The 16,875-nt window shown below is 71.6% G+C and carries 15 protein-coding genes; 4 read left to right on the top strand and 11 right to left on the bottom strand.

Annotated elements, in window-relative coordinates; genetic code table 11:
* The first annotated feature begins 5 nt into the window (after positions 1 to 5).
* Both ROT00_RS01790 and glgB read left to right on the top strand, forming a co-directional pair.
* Entirely contained in the window at positions 6 to 2,054 is a 2,049-nt protein-coding gene (locus ROT00_RS01790) for an alpha-1,4-glucan--maltose-1-phosphate maltosyltransferase (RefSeq protein WP_404771883.1), read from the top strand.
* On the top strand, positions 2,047 to 4,227 hold the full coding sequence (glgB, locus tag ROT00_RS01785) for a 1,4-alpha-glucan branching protein GlgB (RefSeq protein WP_404771882.1): 2,181 nt from the start codon (positions 2,047 to 2,049) through the stop codon (positions 4,225 to 4,227). The genes ROT00_RS01790 and glgB overlap by 8 nt, the downstream gene beginning before the upstream one ends.
* Before the next feature lie 9 nt (positions 4,228 to 4,236).
* Here glgB and ROT00_RS01780 read toward each other — a convergent pair whose 3' ends face one another.
* Both ROT00_RS01780 and ROT00_RS01775 read right to left on the bottom strand, forming a co-directional pair.
* Entirely contained in the window at positions 4,237 to 5,175 is a 939-nt protein-coding gene (locus tag ROT00_RS01780) for a co-chaperone YbbN (protein WP_404771881.1), read from the bottom strand.
* Positions 5,172 to 7,046 carry a DUF8094 domain-containing protein gene (locus tag ROT00_RS01775; RefSeq protein ID WP_404771880.1) on the bottom strand — a complete coding sequence of 625 codons (1,875 nt, stop codon included), beginning with the start codon at positions 7,044 to 7,046 and terminating at the stop codon, positions 5,172 to 5,174. The genes ROT00_RS01780 and ROT00_RS01775 overlap by 4 nt, the downstream gene beginning before the upstream one ends.
* Positions 7,047 to 7,208: 162 nt before the next feature.
* Between ROT00_RS01775 and ROT00_RS01770 the strand changes: the two genes are divergently transcribed.
* Positions 7,209 to 8,822: a DivIVA domain-containing protein gene (locus ROT00_RS01770; RefSeq protein WP_404771878.1), complete on the top strand. Its 1,614-nt coding sequence runs from the start codon at positions 7,209 to 7,211 to the stop codon at positions 8,820 to 8,822.
* Between the two features lie 24 nt (positions 8,823 to 8,846).
* Positions 8,847 to 9,923, top strand: a complete 1,077-nt coding sequence (locus ROT00_RS01765; RefSeq protein ID WP_404771876.1) for an AI-2E family transporter — start codon at positions 8,847 to 8,849, stop codon at positions 9,921 to 9,923.
* Between the two features lie 12 nt (positions 9,924 to 9,935).
* Here ROT00_RS01765 and ROT00_RS01760 read toward each other — a convergent pair whose 3' ends face one another.
* From ROT00_RS01760 to rpsB, 9 genes are all read right to left on the bottom strand, one after another.
* Positions 9,936 to 10,700, bottom strand: coding sequence for an alpha/beta hydrolase (locus ROT00_RS01760; protein ID WP_404771875.1), 765 nt, complete (start codon positions 10,698 to 10,700; stop codon positions 9,936 to 9,938).
* The gene (locus ROT00_RS01755) at positions 10,697 to 11,002 is read right to left on the bottom strand and encodes a hypothetical protein (RefSeq protein ID WP_404771874.1); all 306 of its coding nucleotides are present in this window, start codon (positions 11,000 to 11,002) and stop codon (positions 10,697 to 10,699) included. Before ROT00_RS01755 ends, ROT00_RS01760 begins: the two co-directional genes overlap by 4 nt.
* 81 nt (positions 11,003 to 11,083) lie before the next feature.
* The gene (locus tag ROT00_RS01750; protein WP_404771873.1) at positions 11,084 to 11,689 is read right to left on the bottom strand and encodes an aggregation-promoting factor C-terminal-like domain-containing protein; all 606 of its coding nucleotides are present in this window, start codon (positions 11,687 to 11,689) and stop codon (positions 11,084 to 11,086) included.
* A 135-nt stretch (positions 11,690 to 11,824) separates the two neighbouring features.
* The gene (locus ROT00_RS01745) at positions 11,825 to 12,379 is read right to left on the bottom strand and encodes a DivIVA domain-containing protein (RefSeq protein ID WP_404771872.1); all 555 of its coding nucleotides are present in this window, start codon (positions 12,377 to 12,379) and stop codon (positions 11,825 to 11,827) included.
* Positions 12,380 to 12,399: 20 nt separating this feature from the next.
* Positions 12,400 to 13,416 (bottom strand): phosphatidate cytidylyltransferase, encoded by a 1,017-nt coding sequence (locus tag ROT00_RS01740; protein WP_404771870.1) that lies wholly within the window; start codon positions 13,414 to 13,416, stop codon positions 12,400 to 12,402.
* Positions 13,417 to 13,425: 9 nt separating this feature from the next.
* Positions 13,426 to 13,980, bottom strand: coding sequence for a ribosome recycling factor (gene frr / locus ROT00_RS01735; protein ID WP_404771869.1), 555 nt, complete (start codon positions 13,978 to 13,980; stop codon positions 13,426 to 13,428).
* Between the two features lie 35 nt (positions 13,981 to 14,015).
* A complete protein-coding gene (gene pyrH, locus ROT00_RS01730) occupies positions 14,016 to 14,753 on the bottom strand; it encodes a UMP kinase (protein WP_404771867.1) in 738 nt (245 codons plus the stop codon).
* Positions 14,754 to 14,954: 201 nt separating this feature from the next.
* Positions 14,955 to 15,779: a translation elongation factor Ts gene (tsf, locus tag ROT00_RS01725; protein ID WP_404771865.1), complete on the bottom strand. Its 825-nt coding sequence runs from the start codon at positions 15,777 to 15,779 to the stop codon at positions 14,955 to 14,957.
* Between the two features lie 23 nt (positions 15,780 to 15,802).
* Complete coding sequence (rpsB, locus tag ROT00_RS01720) at positions 15,803 to 16,714, bottom strand: 30S ribosomal protein S2 (protein WP_404771863.1); 912 nt, start codon at positions 16,712 to 16,714, stop codon at positions 15,803 to 15,805.
* Positions 16,715 to 16,875 lie beyond the last annotated feature (161 nt).

Here is a 16,875-nt window from a genome sequence, read left to right as displayed (position 1 = left end):
GGAGGGTGACGTTCCGCCTCGCAGCCGACCGCATCCCCGTGACCGGGCTCACCCCGGCCGCGCCAGACCCGCGCTGGCGGCCGAAGGCCTTCGAGGGCGAGGTGGTGCCGTTCGGCGCGACGGTGTTCCGCGAGGGGCACGATCTCGTCGGCGCCATCCTGGTGCTCACCTCCCCCGGCGGACTCGTCCTCCGGCGCCGGATGACGACGGCCGGGCCCGGCACCGATCGCTGGCTCGCCGAGGCGCAGCTCGACGAGCCGGGGCACTGGCGCTGGCACGTCACCGGCTTCGACGACGAGATCGGCACCTGGCGGCACGACGCCGCGGTGAAGATCGACGCCGAGGTCGACGTCGAGCTGATGTACGAGCTCGGGGCGCGGCTGCTCGACCGCGCGGCGGCCGAGCGCGATCGCCCGGCCGCGGTGCGCCGCCGGCTCGGCGCGCTGGCTGTGCGGCTCCGCGATACGGGCCTCGACGCCGCGGAACGGCGTGCGCTCGTCGACGATCCGGCGTTCGCGGAGTTCGAACTCCGCCCGCTCAGCCGGCTCGCCGGCGACTCCCCCGAGCAGGCGCTCCTCGTCGAGCGCCGCCGCGCCGGCGTCGGCAGCTGGTACGAGTTCTTCCCCCGCTCGGAGGGCGCGAAGCGGCGCGCCGACGGCAGCTGGAAATCGGGCACCTTCCGGACCGCGGTGAAGCGCCTCGACGGGATCGCGGCGATGGGATTCGACGTCGTCTACCTCCCGCCCATCCATCCGATCGGCGTCACGAACCGCAAGGGCCGGAACAACACCCTCGACCCGGGCCCGCACGACCCGGGCTCGCCCTGGGCGATCGGCGGCCCGCTCGCCGACGGCCGTCCGGGCGGGCACGACGCGATCCACCCCGACCTCGGCACCCTCGCCGACTTCCGCCGCTTCGTCCGCGAGGCCGCCTCCCGCGGCATCGAGGTGGCGCTCGACCTCGCGCTGCAGGCGTCCCCCGACCATCCCTGGGTCGCCGAGCACCCGGAGTGGTTCACCGTGCTGCCCGACGGCACCATCCGCTACGCCGAGAACCCGCCGAAGAAGTACCAGGACATCTATCCGGTGAACTTCGACGACGACCCGGAGGGGATCTTCGCCGAGGTGCTCCGGATCGTCCGGCACTGGATGGCCCAGGGCGTGCGCATCTTCCGCGTCGACAACCCGCACACGAAGCCGCTGGCCTTCTGGGAGCGGCTGATCGCGACGGTGAACGCCGACGACCCCGACGTCGTCTTCCTCGCGGAGGCGTTCACCCGGCCCGCGATGCTGCACGCGCTCGCCATGGCCGGCTTCCAGCAGTCGTACACGTACTTCACCTGGCGGAACACGAAGGAGGAGCTCGAGGAGTTCCTGGGCGGGCTCGCCCGCGACACGGCCGATTTCCTCCGGCCCAACCTGTTCGTGAACACCCCCGACATCCTCACCGAGTACCTGCAGTTCGGCGGCCCCGCCGCCTTCACCGTGCGCGCGACGATCGCCGCGACCGCGGCCCCCAGCTGGGGCGTGTACTCCGGCTTCGAGCTCTTCGAGTCGGTCGCCCGCCCCGGCGCCGAGGAGGCGATCGACAACGAGAAGTACGAGTACAAGCCCCGCGACTTCGCGCTCGCCGAGGCGGAGGGCCGCTCGCTCGCGCTCTATCTCGGCATCCTGAACCGGATCCGCGCCGAGCACCCCGCCCTCGGCCAGCTGCGGAACCTGCACTTCCACACGAGCGATGACGACGCCGTCCTCGTGTACTCCAAGCGCCTCGCGGCCGCCTACACGGGCACCGGCGCCGACGACACGATCATCGTCGTGGCGAACGTCGATCCGCACTCCGTGCGGGAGACGACCGTCCACCTCGACCTCGACGCGCTCGGACTGCCCCCTGGCGCCCGATTCGCCGTCGAGGACCTCGTCACCGGGCAGCGCTGGGAGTGGGGCGCCGACGCGTACGTCCGGCTCGACGCCTTCACCCGGCCCGCGCACGTGCTCCACGTGCAGCCGCTCGGGGCCGCCGACTCCCCGCCGAAGGCGAGGCACGATGCCTGAACTGCTTCCACCAGACGTGCTCGCGGCGCTCGCCGAGGGACGCCACTCCGACCCGCACGCGATCCTCGGCCAGCACGGCGGCGAGTCCGAGGGCGCGCCTCGCACGCTCGTCCGGACGCGGCGCCCGCTCGCCGAGGCCGTCGAGGCGCTGTGCGACGACGACCGGACGATCGCCCTCGCCCACCTCGGCGACGGGATCTGGTCCGGCGGCGACGACGGCGTGCCGACCGGCTACCGCGTCCTCGCGCGCTACGGCGACGGCACCGAGTGGATCGCCGACGACCCCTACCGCTTCGAGCCGACGATCGGCGAGCTCGACCTGCATCTCATCCGCGAAGGGCGGCACGAGGAGCTCTGGCACGCGCTCGGCGCGCACCTCCGCGCCCACCGCGGCAGCGGATCGACCGTCACCGGCACCGCCTTCACCGTCTGGGCGCCGCGAGCCCGCGCCGTGCGCGTCGTCGGCGACTTCAACCGCTGGGACGGGCGCGGCCACGCGATGCGCAGCATGGGCGGGAGCGGCGTGTGGGAGCTCTTCGTCCCGGAGGTCGAGGCCGGCGCCCGGTACAAGTTCAAGCTGCTCGCCGCCGACGGCACCTGGATCATGAAGGCCGACCCGATGGCCCGGCAGGCCGAGCAGGCCCCCGCGACCGCCTCGGTGGTCTCGCGCAGCGAGCACCGCTGGGAGGACGGCGCCTGGCTCGCCGAACGTGCGGCGCGATCGGTGCACGAGCGCCCCATGAGCATCTACGAGCTCCACCTCGGCTCCTGGCGGCCCGGCCGCGGCTACCGCGACGTCGCGGACGAGCTCATCGAGTACCTCGACTGGCTCGGCTACACCCACGTCGAGTTCATGCCCCTCGCGGAGCACCCCTTCGGCGGCTCGTGGGGGTACCAGGTGACCGGCTACTACGCCGCGACGAGCCGCTTCGGCTCCCCCGACGACCTGAAGTACCTCATCGACCGCCTGCACCGCGCGGGCATCGGCGTGATCATGGACTGGGTGCCGGGGCACTTCCCGAGGGACGAGTGGGCGCTCGCCCGCTTCGACGGCGAGCCCCTCTACGAGCACGCCGACCCGCGCCGGGGCGAGCAGCGCGACTGGGGCACGCTCGTCTTCGACTACGGCAACCCGCGCGTGCGCAACTTCCTCGTCGCGAACGCCCTCTTCTGGCTGGAGGAGTTCCACGTCGACGGACTGCGGGTCGACGCCGTCGCCTCGATGCTCTACCTCGACTACTCGCGCGCGGACGGCGAGTGGCTGCCGAACGAGCACGGCGGCCGGGAGCACCTCGAGGCCATCGCGTTCCTGCAGGAGGCGACGGCGACCGCGTACAAGCGCAACCCGGGCGTCGTGATGATCGCCGAGGAGTCGACGTCGTGGCCGGGCGTCACGGCGCCGACGTCGTCCGGCGGACTCGGCTTCGGCTACAAGTGGAACATGGGGTGGATGCACGACACCCTCCAGTACGTCGCGCACGACCCGATGTACCGGGCGCACCACCACGACGAGCTGACGTTCTCGTTCCAGTACGCCTTCAGCGAGCACTTCGTGCTGCCGATCAGCCACGACGAGGTCGTGCACGGCAAGGGGTCGCTCGTGCGGAAGATGCCGGGCGACCACTGGCAGCAGCTCGCCACGACGCGCGCCTACCTCGCGTTCATGTGGGCGCATCCCGGCAAGCAGCTGCTCTTCATGGGACAGGAGTTCGGGCAGCTCTCCGAGTGGAGCGAGGAGCGCGGCCTGGACTGGTGGATCCTCGACCAGCCCTCGCACCGGCAGCTGGCGGAGTTCGTCGGACGGCTGAACCGGGTCTACCGCGACTCCCCGTCGCTCTGGCAGCTCGACGACGACTCGGCGGGCTTCGAATGGGTCGAGGGCGGTGCCGCCGCGGAGAACGTGGTCGCGTTCCTCCGCTACGACCGGGAGCGGGTGCCGCTGCTCTGCGTCGTGAACTTCGCCGGACGACCGCACGAGGCCTTCCGCCTCGGCCTCCCCGCCACCGGGCGCTGGGCCGAGGTGCTGAACTCCGACGCCGTCGAGTTCGGCGGCTCCGGCGTCGGCAATCTGGGCGCGATCGCCGCGGTGGACACGCCCTGGGGCGGGCGGCCCGCCTCCGCGACGGTCACCCTGCCGCCGCTCGGCGCGCTCTGGTTCCGCTACGAGGGCTGAGCGGGGCGCTCAGTACAGCAGGCTCGCGAGGCGCCGGCGCGCGACCGCGACCCGCGGGTCCTCCGTGCCGACGACCTCGAAGAGCTCCACGAGCCGCTCGCGGACCGTGGTCTTGTCCTCGGGGGCGAGGCTCGGGAAGAGGCTCAGCAGCCGGTCGAAGGCGTCGTCGATGTGCCCGCCCGAGAGGTCGAGGTCGGCGACGGCGAGCTGCGCGTCGAGATCGTCGGGGGCGGATGCCGCGGCGTTCCGGATCTCGTCGAGCGACTTGCCCTGCAGCCGGCCCAGCAGGCGGACCTGCGCGAGGCCGGCGACGGCGAGCTGATCGCGCGGGTCCTGCGCCATCGCGGTGCGGTACGCGGTCTCGGCCGCGGCGTAGTCGCCCCGCTCGATCGCGTCGTACGCCTCCTGGTGCAGCGGGGGCAGCGGCGCCTCGACCGGCTCGGCGGCCTCGCCCTCGGCGGCCCCGGCGGGATCGATGCGCCCGGTCGCCCCGTGCTGCGCGCCGAGCTCGAGGAGCTGGTCGAACAGCTGGTCGATCACGTCGTCTGGCTGCGTCCCCGCGAAGAGCGGGACGGGCTGCCCGGCGACGAGCGCGACGACGGTGGGCACCGACTGCGCCTGCAGCGCCTGGACGAGCTGCGGGCTGCGTTCGGCGTCGACCGCGGCGAGGAGCAACCGGCCGTCGCGGGCGCGGACGAGCCCCGCGACCCGGTCGACGAGTTCGATCGACGGCTCGCTGAACCCGGCCCAGAGCACCACGACGACGGGGACCGTCTTGCTCTGCTCGAGGACGCGTCCGAAGGTCTGGTCGTCGGCCTCGACGATCAGCGGGTCCGCACCGCCGCCCGCGCCCGAGGGCGCACCGCCGGCCGGCGCCTGCGCCCGCTGCGCGAGCGAGGAGAGATCGACCGCGCCGCGCAGGCCGATCGGATCGTTGGCGTTCGTCATTGGACCTCCGAAGCGCTGACGAGGCTCTCGGACCAGCCGAGGAGCCGGATGGGTTCGTCGGTGCCGACCGCCGGCACGTAGAAGAGCAGCTGCAGATCACGGGTGGACTGCACGCCCTTCGCGCTCTGCTCGGTGAAGCCCGAGAGGGCGCGGGCCGGCGTGTTCTCCTTGAACCCGGTGGTCCCGCCGTCGTTCGGCCGCGACTGCTCGGTGCGACGCACGAGCGTCGAGACGAGGGCGCCCGCGTCGTTGGTGGCGAGCGCGACGACCGGCGCATCACCGGCGACGGCGGACACGCTGAGCGTGATCGTCGGGTTCGCCCCCTGCACCTCGTTCGCCCGGGCCGTGGCGTTCAGCGTGTCGTCGAGATCGGTGCCCTCGAGGTCGAAGAGCGGCGCGTACTCGCTCTCGGCGCCCTTCATCAGGATGTCGGCGAAGGCCGTCGACACCTGCGACGGGGCGAGCGTGAGGCCCTTGTACTCCGGCGCGATGATCGGCGCGCCGATCGAGGCGGGCGCGACGTCCGGGAACTCCGGACCGGGCACGAGCGACATCGTGTACAGCACGTGGTACTGGTCCCGGGGCGCGTCCTGCTGGAGCACCAGCGCCGTCGGCGCGACCGCCGCGTCCTCGGAGGACTCCATCACCGTGAGCACCGTGCGCGGCCAGCCCGTCGTCGGGTCGGCGCTCGTCTGCTGCGGGAGCATGACCGACAGCGGGCCCGGCGGGATCGCGAGCGCCTGGGTCTGGTCCGGGAGCGTGCCGCGGATCGTGTAGTCGGCGGCACGCGCCTCCAGGGCGGGTCCGGTGAACCGCGTCTCGAGCGCGTCGCTCGCCCGCGCCTCGTCGGTCGCGACCGTGAACTCGGAGATGGTGCGCATGATCCGCTCCATCTGCGGCTCGGTCACCGCGGGCAGGCTCTCCTCGGCGGGCTCGCCCTCGGCGGGTGCCTCGCTCTCGGTGGGGCCCGGGGTCGCGGTGGCCGCGTCGCTCTGCGGCGCCTGCTCGAAGCTCGGCCAGTAGTCGGCGGAGCAGGCGGTCAGCGCGAGGGCCGGCACGAGCACGATCGGGGCGAGGATGGCGCGACGGCCCTTGCCGAGCGCACGCGACTGCGCGGCCTGGCTCGCACCGCGACGCAGCCCGCGCGGCCCCTTGGGCAGGTTGCGGCGCGGTCCGCGCGAGCGACGGTGGTGCAGGATCCCGAGGAGGAGGAGCACCAGTCCGACGACGAACAGCGCGCTGCCGCCGACGAGGAGCGGCCCGGCCCACGGAGTCGAGTTGTCGAGCGGCCAGGCGACGACGACCTGGTCCGGGGCCGGGTCCTCCGAGCCGGACGCGACGATCACCGAGATGCCCTCGGGGGCGGCGATCGTGGTCGTGACCCGTCGGTCGCCCGTGAACTGGTCGAGCCAGAGATCCGAGCCGGCCGGCGAGAGCGTCGCGGTGTCGGCGGCGGGCGCCTCGGGCGTGGCCGGGGTCGTCGGGGCGGCCGGAGGCTCGGCGGCGGTGCCGTCGGCGGGCGGCTCCTCGGCCGGGGCATCCGTCTCGGCGGGGACCCGCTCGGTCACGAGCGCGTCGGTCTCGGCGTCGTACCGGACCGTCACGTGGTCGCTCGAGCGGACCCAGGCCTCGACGTCGGACGAGCGACCGTAGGCGAGGAAGACGGTGCCGTCGCCGGCGGCGCTCAGCGTCTGCTTCCCGGGGTGGGCGGCGAGCGCATCGGGCTCGATGACGACGTAGTCGGCCGGCTCGTCGATCGCCGCGGTGAGCGACACGCGAGCGGGTTCGAGGAACACCGTGCGCTGGGCGATTCCCAGCCCGATGAGCACGGCCGCAGCGACGAACGCCACGATGGCGAGGACGAATCGCACGTAGGACCTCCAGGGGCAAAGACATTCCACACTACCCAGCGTCCCTGGGCGTCTCCTAACCGTCAGCTGAAGACGAAAACCCCGGCCACGGCTCGTACCCGTACAATCGGAGGCGATTCCCGCGCGCCACCTCCGTCGCCGCGGGACCGACACGGAGGAAGAATGGCCGTCGAAGAGACCGAGTTCACCCAGGTGTTCCGCGGATACGACAAGGACGAAGTCGACAAGGCGATCAACGGCCTGCGTCGGGACATCATCGCCGCGAACACCCAGTCGACCGAGGCGTCGAAGGAGAACAAGCGTCTCCTCGCCCGGATCGAGGAGCTCACGGCAGAACTCGAAGAGGTCGGCAGCCCGACCTTCTCCGGCCTCGGCACGAAGCTCGAGAACACGCTGCGGGTGGCCGAGGAGCAGTCGACCCGGCTCATCGCCCAGGCCGACATCGACGCGGAGAAGCTCCGCCGTGCCGCCGAGGACGAGGTGTACGTCCTGAAGTCGGACGCCCAGGAGCTGTCCGAGCGCACGATCTCCGAGGCGCGCGCCCAGGCGAGCCGGATGCTCGAGAACGCCCGCGCCGAAGCCGACGACATGGTCGCCCGCGCACACGAGACGAGCGAGCAGCTGCGTCAGGAGGCGGCGCGCGACGCCGCCGCCATCCGCAGCTCCGCGTCGACCGAGACCGCCGAGCTCCGCGCGAGCGCCAAGCGCGAGGCCGCCGCCGCGATCGCCGACGCCGAGCGCCGGGCCTCCGAACGACTCGCCGAGGCGAACGCGGAGGCGAACGAGGCGAAGGCCACCGCCGCCGGCCTCGCCCAGGAGACCGAGCAGACCCGCGCGGAGGTCGCGGTCGAGCTCGATCGCGCCCGCGCGGAACTCGCGAAGGAGAGCGAGCAGGTCCGACTCGACCTCGCCGCGGAGAGCGAGCAGTCGCGCCTCGACCTCGCCCGCGAGAGCGAGGAGGCACGTGCGGCGGTCGCGGCCGAGACGGCGGAGCAGCGCACCGCGCTCGGGCACGAGCTCGAGCAGGCGCGCACCGACCTCGCCCGCGAGCTCGACGCCGGTCGCGAGGAGCTCGAGCGCGAGCGCGAGCAGGCCGCGATCGACCGTGCCCGCGAGGCCGAGGCCGCGAAGCAGAAGCTCAGCCACGAACTCGAGCGCCTCCGTGCCAAGCACGCCGCCGAACTCGAGCAGATGCGCGCCGACCTCGCCCTCGAGCAGGAGCAGGCGCGCGCCGACTTCGAGGCCGAGGCCGAGCAGGCCCGCATCGACCTCGACAACCAGCTCACCTCCATGCGCAAGAAGACGACGCACGAGGTCAACCGGATGACCCGCGAGATCGAGCAGGCCCGCATCGACCTCGACTCGGAGCTCGCGGCGAAGCGCGACGAGGCCGAGCAGGAGCTGCTCGCGGCCCACCAGCAGGGCGTCGCCGAGACGAAGAAGTTCCTCGACGAGGCGAACGCCGAGCTCGCCGACGCCGTCGCCCGCACCGCCTCGAGCCGTGCCGAGGTGGAGCGGCTCGAGACCGAGGTCCGCGCCGAGATCGCCGAGCTCCGCGACAAGGCGGAGGAGGATGCGCGTTCGCGCGTCCAGGGCGCGCACGACCAGGCCCGCAAGCTCATCTCCGACGCGGAGGAGCGCACCCGCGCCCTCGTCGCCGACGCGGAGGACCGCCTCTCGCAGATCCGCATCGAGCGGGACGCGGTCGCCGGCTACTTCGAGAGCCTCCGCGGGGTGCTGACGCAGGCCGAGCAGGTCGCGGCGGACACCGAGTAGCGGCGGCGGGGCGGCTCCCGGCATATGAAGATCCAGAACGCGTTCCGGGTCGGGCTCGTCGGCACGCTCGGCGTGGGCGTCGGGCTCGTCATCCTGATGTCGATCGCGAGCCTCTCGACGATCCTCACCTACGTCGGCGCCGCCCTCTTCCTCGCCCTCGGCCTTGAACCGGCCATCGCCTGGCTCGAGCGACGAGGGGTGCCCCGCTGGGGCTCGATCCTCATCGTGATGGCGGGCGTCGCCGCGCTCGTCGCCGCGCTGCTGCTCGCGGTCATCCCGATCATCGTCGAGCAGGTCGGCCAGCTCGTCCAGCGGGTGCCGCTCCTCGTCGCGAACCTGAACTCCACCGACTGGGTCGCCGGCACGCTCGACTCGCTGCAGCAGCAGTTCCCGCTGCTCAACGTGCAGGAGATCTGGGACAGCGTCTCGAAGGGCGTCGTCGACTTCGTGAGCGATCCTGACAAGATCAGCGAACTCGCGGGCGGCGTGTGGCAGGTCGCGGTGGCCCTCGGCTCGGGCCTCTTCGCCGTCATCATCGTCGTCATCCTGACGCTCTACTTCACCGCTTCGCTCAACACGATGAAGCGCGGCATCTACCAGCTCGTCCCGGCCTCGCGCCGTCCGCGCTTCGCCGACCTGACGGAGCAGATCACCCAGTCGGTGGGCCGGTACGTCATCGGGCAGGTCTCGCTCGCGGCGATCAACGGCATCGCGAGCTTCATCTTCCTCTCGGTCATCCAGGCGCCGTTCTCGGCGGTCCTCGCCTTCGTCGCGTTCGCGTTCTCGCTCGTCCCGCTCGTCGGCACGCTCACCGGATCGGTGCTGATCGTGCTCGTCTGCTTCATCCCGGGACTCGGCTCACCGCTCACCGCGCTGGTCGCCGCGATCTACTACATCGTCTACATGCAGGTCGAGGCATACGTGCTGAGCCCGCGCATCATGAACCGCGCGGTCAAAGTGCCCGGCGCACTCGTCGTGGTCGCGGCGCTCGCCGGCGGAGCGCTGCTCGGGGTGCTCGGCGCCCTCGTCGCGATCCCCGTCGCGGCGTCCCTCCTGCTCCTCATCAAGCAGGTCGTGATCCCCCGCCAGAACGAGCGCTGAGCCGGCCGGCCGTCAGCCGGTGGCGGCGGGCGTCGTCGGCGGCCACGTCGTCGGCAACGGTGCCGCGGCGGGGTTGACCACGGCGACGATCTCGTCGAGGACGCGACGCGTCTGCGTCTCCCCCACCCAGAGATGGCGCCCGCCCGCGACATCGATGCGCTCGAGCCGCGGCACGCCCGCGAAGCGCTCGGCCGCGTCCGCAGGCCGCAGGTAGTCGTCGAACTCCGGGATGAGCGCGACGACGCGGGGCGCGGCGTCCTGCCAGCGGAGCAGCTCGGCCTCGCTCGTGCGATGGAGCGGCGGCGACAGGAGGATCGCGCCCTCGATGCGGTGCTCCAGACCGTACTTCAGGGCGAGTTCGGTGCCGAAGGACCAGCCGAGGAGCCAGGGGTGCGGCAGTCCGCGCGACTCGACGAAGGCCATGGCCGCCGCGACGTCGGCTCGCTCGCCGACGCCCTCGCCGAAGCTGCCCTCGCTCGTCCCCCGCGGCGAGCTCGTGCCGCGGGTGTTGAACCGCAGCACCGCGAGATCGGCGAGGGCGGGAAGGCGGGCGGCCGCCTTGCGGAGGATGTGCGAGTCCATGAACCCGCCGGCCGTCGGGAGCGGGTGCAGGGTCACGAGGGTCGCAACCGGGGCCCGGCCCTCGGGAGTCGCGAGCTCGCCGACGAGGCGCAGGCCGTCAGCGGTGACGAGCTCGACCTCCTCCCGCACGGCGGGGAGCTCGAGGCCCGCGCGGATCTCCACGGGGCCCGGATCGGCCGAGGGGTGCTGCGTCATCTGCCCGCCTTCCAGCAGTGCGTGTGCCAGTGGCGGCGCGCAGCGAGGTCCGCCGCGTCGCCGAGAACGCCGTCTGCCCGCCAGACGACGAGATGCGCGGTGCCGGGCGGGATCTCCTGCCCGCATCCGGGGCACGCGTACGCCTTCTGCGCCTGCGCCTCCGAGACGGGCTGAACGTTCCACTCCCGGCCACGATGGGACTCGGTGCGCCGCCAGCCGGAGGTCAGCCGCTCGACGTCGAGCTCGGGGTGCGGCTCGCGTGCACGCGCGGACCGACCACGTGAGCGGTGCGAGGGTGCCATGCGTTCCAGTCTATGGCGACGCGGATGCCGACCCGGCCGCGCGCGCTGCCGCGTCGCGGAGCGGGACCGGTCGATCCCCGATCAGTACCAGCCGGCCGATTCCGAGTGCGCCCAGGCTCCGCAGGGCGAGCCGTAGCGGCCCTGGATGTAGCCGAGCCCCCACTCGATCTGCGTGGCCGCGCTCGTCTCCCAGTCGTCGCCGGCACTGGCCATCTTCGACCCCGGGAGTGCCTGCGGGATGCCGTACGCCCCGCTCGACTCGTTGTGCGCGTTCACCCGCCAACCGGACTCGCGGTCCCACAGCGCGACGAGGCAGTCGAACTCACCGGCGCCCCAGCCGCGCGCGGCGACCGCGCCGGAGGCGTAGCCCTGGGCCGAACCGGGATCCGGCTCGACGGCGGGCGGCGCCCAGGCCACCGACTCGGGAGCCTCCACGATCGGTTCGGGCTTCTTCTCGACTGCGTAGTCCTCGCGGCCGACGGAGAGCGTGTAGTCGCCCTCGAGCTCCAGGTCCTGCACCGCGCGGCCCTCGAAGCGGTCGCCGGCCGCGGCGAACTCCACGCCGGATGCCGCGGTCGCGCGCGCGTCGACGGTCGGGTCGACGAGGTTCACGAGGACGATGCCGATGCTCGCCGCCGAGGCGAATCCGACGGTCAGCGCCTGCTTGATCCGCGAACGGACCGGCACGGTCGCCGTCCGCGCGGCGGGGGCCGTCGCGGGTGCGAGCTCCGCGGCGGGCTGGGGACGGCGAATCGATGCGCCTGGCGCGCCGGCGTCCGAGTGCCTACCCACGATGCTCCGAGTCTAGCCAGACCGCCCCGATCATCGCACCGCCAGCATCACGTCGACGACCGCGTCGAGCACGAGGTCGACCTGGGCCTCGCGGTAGCCGCCGCGCTGGGGCCGGAACGTGACGGTGCGCACATCGTCGACGGAGATCGGCCAGCCGTCGCGGAAGTACCGGGTGAGCTTGTCGGCGAAGCGGTCGACCTCGTCCACGCGGTACCCCGTGACGAGGGGGTTCACTCGCGAGAAGCGCTGGTGCTCCGGCCGGGCGAGCCGGTTCGTGATCACCTGCGCCGTCGTGCGCGCCTCCCGCAACCAGGCCTCCTGCCCGTACAGGAGCGCCGAGGTGCGGCGCTCCTGGGCCGCGAAGGCGTCTTCCAGGCGCTCGAGCGCGGCGTCGACGTGATCGGTCGAGTAGCCGCGCTTCTGCATGCCGAACGCGGTCATGCGGATGGATTCGGCTGTGATCGACTGGTCCCCCGGCGCCGGCGTGCCGTCGTAGGCTCGCCGCGCCACTCGCAGGAACTCGTCGACTTCGCCCGTGTGATATCCGAGCTTGGGCTTGTGCGCGCGCGGGAAGGGAGAAGACACCCTTTCAGTATTGCGCACGCTCATCCGAAGATCTGGAAGGCCACGAAGGCAACTGCCGCGGACGGCAGGATCGAGTCGAGCCGATCGAGGAATCCGCCGTGCCCCGGCAGCCAGGAACTCATGTCCTTGATGCCGAGATCGCGCTTGATGAGCGACTCCGCGAGGTCGCCGAGCGTCGCCGTGAGCAGCACCGCCGCCCCGAAGATGAGCCCGAACCACCAGCTGTTGCCGAGCATGAAGATCGACAGGAGCACACCGGCCACGAGGCTCGCCACCGCTCCCCCGGCGAAGCCCTCCCAGGTCTTCTTCGGGCTGATGACGGGAGCCATCGGGTGCTTGCCGAACAGGAGTCCGGACGCGTACGCGCCGGTATCCGCGCCGACCGCGATGATGATGAACGCGAGCGTCCACCACTGCCCGCCGTCGGCCGCCGTGAGCACCACGGCGAAGGAGGCGAGGAAGGTGACATACCCCTGCACGAACGCGCCGGCGGCCAGATCCCGGAGCAGCCCGCGGGATCCGGCGACCGCACCGGGCACCGCCTGCTCGACGAGACGCCAGATCGACACCAGCAGGATGCCGCCGAGCACCGCGATGAGCTGGCCCCCGGGACCGCCGTAGTAGGCGATCGGGATGGTGACCACCGCGGCGATCACGGTCGGGATGCGCGGCACCAGGTACGAGCCCTTGCGCAGCGCCTGGGCGAGCTCGTAGCTCGCGAACCCGGCCACGAGCACCGCGAAGAGCATGAACAGCTCTTTCAGGAAGAGCAGGCTGAGCAGGAGTGCGCCGCCGAAGACGACGCCGATCAGCACCGCGAGGATCAGGTTGCGGCCGGTTCGTGCCTGGATCCGCTCCTGCGCCTGATCGAACTGGGCGCGGCCCGCCTCGAGCTGTCGCTCGAGGTCGGCCTTCCGCGCCTCGAACTGCCGTTCGAGATCGGCCTTCCGCGCCTGCACCTGGGCACGGAACTCACCGCGCGACGCGGGCTCGTGCTCCGTTCCCCCGTCGCGCTCCTCTTCGGGAACGCCCGACATCCGTCGCCCTCAGACCTCGAGGAGTTCGGCTTCCTTGCGCTTCAGCGCCTCGTCGATCTGGTCGACGTGCGCCTTGGTCACCTGCTCGAGCTCCTTCTCTCCGCGCGCCACCTCGTCGTCGCCGACCTCGCCCTTCAGCGCATCGAGGTCGTCCTTCGCCTTGCGGCGGACGTTGCGGACCGAGACGCGCGCGTCCTCCGCCTTCGAGCGGACGATCTTCACGAACTCCTTGCGGCGCTCCTCCGTGAGCTCGGGGAGCGTCACCCGGATGATGTTGCCGTCGTTGTTCGGGTTCGCCCCGAGGTTCGGCGTGTCGCGGATGGCCTGCTCGATGTCCTTCAGCGCGCTCTTGTCGTAGGGCGTCACGACGAGCGTGCGCGCCTCCGGGTTCGCGAGCGAGGCGAGCTGCTCCAGCGGGGTCGGGGTGCCGTAGTAGCTCACCATGATCTTCTGGAACAGCTGCGGGTTCGCACGTCCAGTGCGCACCGTGGCGAAATCATCCTTCGCCGCCTCGACAGCCTTCTGCATACGCACGCCGGCGTCGGAAAGTACATCCGCGATCACGTCGAACTCCTTACGGTTCTAAGCCTCTGGTCAGTCTATCGACTGACGGGTTCCACACCGTTCGCCACGACGGTGCCGAGGTCGGCGCCGAGGATGGCGGCGGTGACGTTGCCGGCCGGCTCCATGCCGAAGACCTGCATCGGCATGCCGTTGTCCATGCACAGGCTGAACGCGGTCGAGTCGACGACCTTGAGCCCCCGCTGCAGCGCCTCCTGGTAGCTGATGCGGTCGATCTTGTGGGCGTCGGGGTTCGTGCGCGGGTCGTCCGAGTACACGCCGTCGACGCCGTTCTTCGCGACGAGCACCACATCGGCGCCGATCTCGAGCGCGCGCTGGGCGGCGACCGTGTCGGTGGAGAAGTACGGGAGTCCGGCACCCGCGCCGAAGATGACGACGCGGCCCTTCTCGAGGTGACGCTCCGCCCGGCGGGGGATGTACGGCTCGGCGACCTGCGTCATCTCGATCGCGGACTGCACCCGCGTCTCCGCGCCGGCCTGCTCGAGGAAGTCCTGGAGCGCGAGCGAGTTCATGACGGTGCCGAGCATGCCCATGTAGTCGGCACGACCGCGGTCCATGCCGCGCTGGCTGAGCTCGGCGCCGCGGAAGAAGTTGCCGCCCCCGACCACGATCGCGATCTCGACGGTGCGCGCGGCATCCGCGATCTCACGGGCGATCTGGCTGACGACGTCGGGGTTCACCCCGAGGGCGCCGCCGCCGAAGGACTCGCCGGAGAGCTTGAGCAGGACCCTGCGTCGCTTGGGCGTTTCGGTCATGGATGTCGGTTCCTTCCCGCTCGTCTGAGTTCAAACTAGTGCGTCCGCGTCGTGTCGGAGCAGTGTGCCGCCTGGGAATCCCGCTCGACGAGGAGGGCGGGGCAGGCGGGGTGCGCGATCAGCTCGCGCAGGCGCGCGGCTCGGGCGCGCACAGAAAAGGAGTCCGGATCGACGAGCGATCCGGACTCCTCCTCATCGGCGTTACGCCGTGGCCTTGAACCGGGCGAAGCCGGTCACCGTGAGGCCGGCGTCGTCGAGCACCTTCTTGACCTGCTGCTTGTTGTCGCGAGCGTAGTCCTGCTCGAGCAGGGCGACCTGCTTGAAGAACGCGGTGAGGCGACCCTCGACGATCTTCGGCAGGGCGGCCTCGGGCTTGCCCTCGTTGCGGCTGATCTCGGTGACGAGCTCGCGCTCCTTCTCGACGATGTCGGCCGGCACCTCGTCGCGGGTGAGGTACGTCGGGTCGAACATCGCGATGTGCTGCGCGATCGCCCGCGCGGTCTCGGCGTCGTCACCCGTGTAGGCGACGACGACACCGATCTGCGGGGGCAGGTCCTTCGAGGTCTTGTGCAGGTAGACCGCGAACGCGTCACCGCTCAGGGTGACGGCCTTCGCGAGCTCGACCTTCTCGCCGAGCGTGGCGGCCTGCTCGTCGATGACCTCGGCGACGGTCTTGCCGTTCGCCGGGGCCGCGAGCGCGGACTGCACGTCGGTGGCGCCGGCCGCGGCGACCGCGTCGAGCACCGTGTCGGCGAGGGCGATGAACTTGTCGTTCTTCGCGACGAAGTCCGTCTCGCAGGCGAGCTGGATCATCGTGTAGCCGGCCGCCGACTCCTTGGCGGCGACGAGGCCCTCGCTCGTGGAGCGGTCGGCGCGCTTCGCGTTGCCCTTGGCGCCCTTCAGGCGCAGGATCTCGGTGGCCTTCTCGAGGTCGCCACCGGCCTCCTCGAGCGCCTTCTTGGTGTCGACCATGCCCGTGCCGAGCTGCTCGCGCAGGGCCTTGATGTCAGCGATGCTGATTGCCATGTCTGGCTGTCTCCTTCGGGGACTTATTCGGCGGGGGTGGCGGCCGCAGCGGCGCCCTCGGCGTCCGCCTCGGACTCGGTCGCGGCGATCTCGGTCGCGGCCTCGTCGACGACCTCGGCAGCCTCGGCCTTGGCCTCGGCCTCGGTCTCGACGGCCTTCTCGGTCGCGGCGCCCTGCTGGAGGAGCTCCTGCTCCCACTCGGCGAGCGGCTCGACGGCGGAGACGTTGCCGCTCTCCTCCGGCTTCTGGTGGCGCTCGATGAGGCCCTCGGCGGCGGCGTCGGCGATGATGCGGGTGAGGAGGCTCACCGAACGGATCGCGTCGTCGTTGCCCGGGATCGGGTACTGGACCTCGTCGGGGTCGCAGTTCGTGTCGAGGATGCCGATGACGGGGATGCCGAGCTTCTTCGCCTCGTCGATCGCGAGGTGCTCCTTCTTGGTGTCCACGACCCAGAGCGCCGACGGCGTCTTCGACAGGTTGCGGATGCCGCCGAGCGACTTGTGCAGCTTGTCGAGCTCGCGCTTCTTGAGCAGCAGCTCCTTCTTGGTGAAGCCGGAGGTGGTGCCCTCGAAGTCGAGCTCCTCGAGCTCCTTCATGCGGGCGAGGCGCTTCGACACCGTGGTGAAGTTGGTGAGGAGGCCGCCGAGCCAGCGCTGGTTCACGTAGGGCTGGCCGACGCGGGTCGCCTGCTCGGCGATGGACTCCTGGGCCTGCTTCTTCGTGCCGACGAAGAGGACGGTGCCGCCGTGGGCGACCGTCTCGCGGACGAAGTCGTACGCCTTGTCGATGTAGGCGAGCGACTGCTGCAGGTCGATGATGTAGATGCCCGAGCGCTCGGTGAAGATGAAGCGCTTCATCTTCGGGTTCCAGCGGCGGGTCTGGTGCCCGAAGTGCACGCCGCTGTCGAGCAGCTGGCGAATGGTGACGACGGCCATGAGCCGTTCTCCTTCTGTTCTCAGTTGACGCTGCCGGCCGGCGGCCGGAAGCCCTGGTGCCCGGCGCGATCCCGGCCTGACCGGGCGCTTCGCTGCCTGCGCAGCGACTCGCGTCGGTTCGGACTGAGTGGGATCGGCGGCCGAATGGGCACGCGGAGTCA

This window comes from Agromyces mediolanus, assembly GCF_044917495.1.
In the GTDB taxonomy this organism is placed as follows: domain Bacteria; phylum Actinomycetota; class Actinomycetes; order Actinomycetales; family Microbacteriaceae; genus Agromyces; species Agromyces mediolanus_B.
This window is presented reverse-complemented; position numbering and strand designations above follow the sequence as displayed.

Coding starts and splice junctions, on each gene's coding strand:
- glgB (WP_404771882.1), top strand. CDS start 2,047: ATGCCTGAACTGCTTCCACCAGACGTGCTCGCGGCGCTCGCCGAGGGA.
- ROT00_RS01780 (WP_404771881.1), bottom strand. CDS start 5,175: ATGACGAACGCCAACGATCCGATCGGCCTGCGCGGCGCGGTCGATCTC.
- ROT00_RS01770 (WP_404771878.1), top strand. CDS start 7,209: ATGGCCGTCGAAGAGACCGAGTTCACCCAGGTGTTCCGCGGATACGAC.
- ROT00_RS01765 (WP_404771876.1), top strand. CDS start 8,847: ATGAAGATCCAGAACGCGTTCCGGGTCGGGCTCGTCGGCACGCTCGGC.
- ROT00_RS01760 (WP_404771875.1), bottom strand. CDS start 10,700: ATGACGCAGCACCCCTCGGCCGATCCGGGCCCCGTGGAGATCCGCGCG.
- ROT00_RS01755 (WP_404771874.1), bottom strand. CDS start 11,002: ATGGCACCCTCGCACCGCTCACGTGGTCGGTCCGCGCGTGCACGCGAG.
- ROT00_RS01740 (WP_404771870.1), bottom strand. CDS start 13,416: ATGTCGGGCGTTCCCGAAGAGGAGCGCGACGGGGGAACGGAGCACGAG.
- pyrH (WP_404771867.1), bottom strand. CDS start 14,753: ATGACCGAAACGCCCAAGCGACGCAGGGTCCTGCTCAAGCTCTCCGGC.
- tsf (WP_404771865.1), bottom strand. CDS start 15,779: ATGGCAATCAGCATCGCTGACATCAAGGCCCTGCGCGAGCAGCTCGGC.
- rpsB (WP_404771863.1), bottom strand. CDS start 16,714: ATGGCCGTCGTCACCATTCGCCAGCTGCTCGACAGCGGCGTGCACTTC.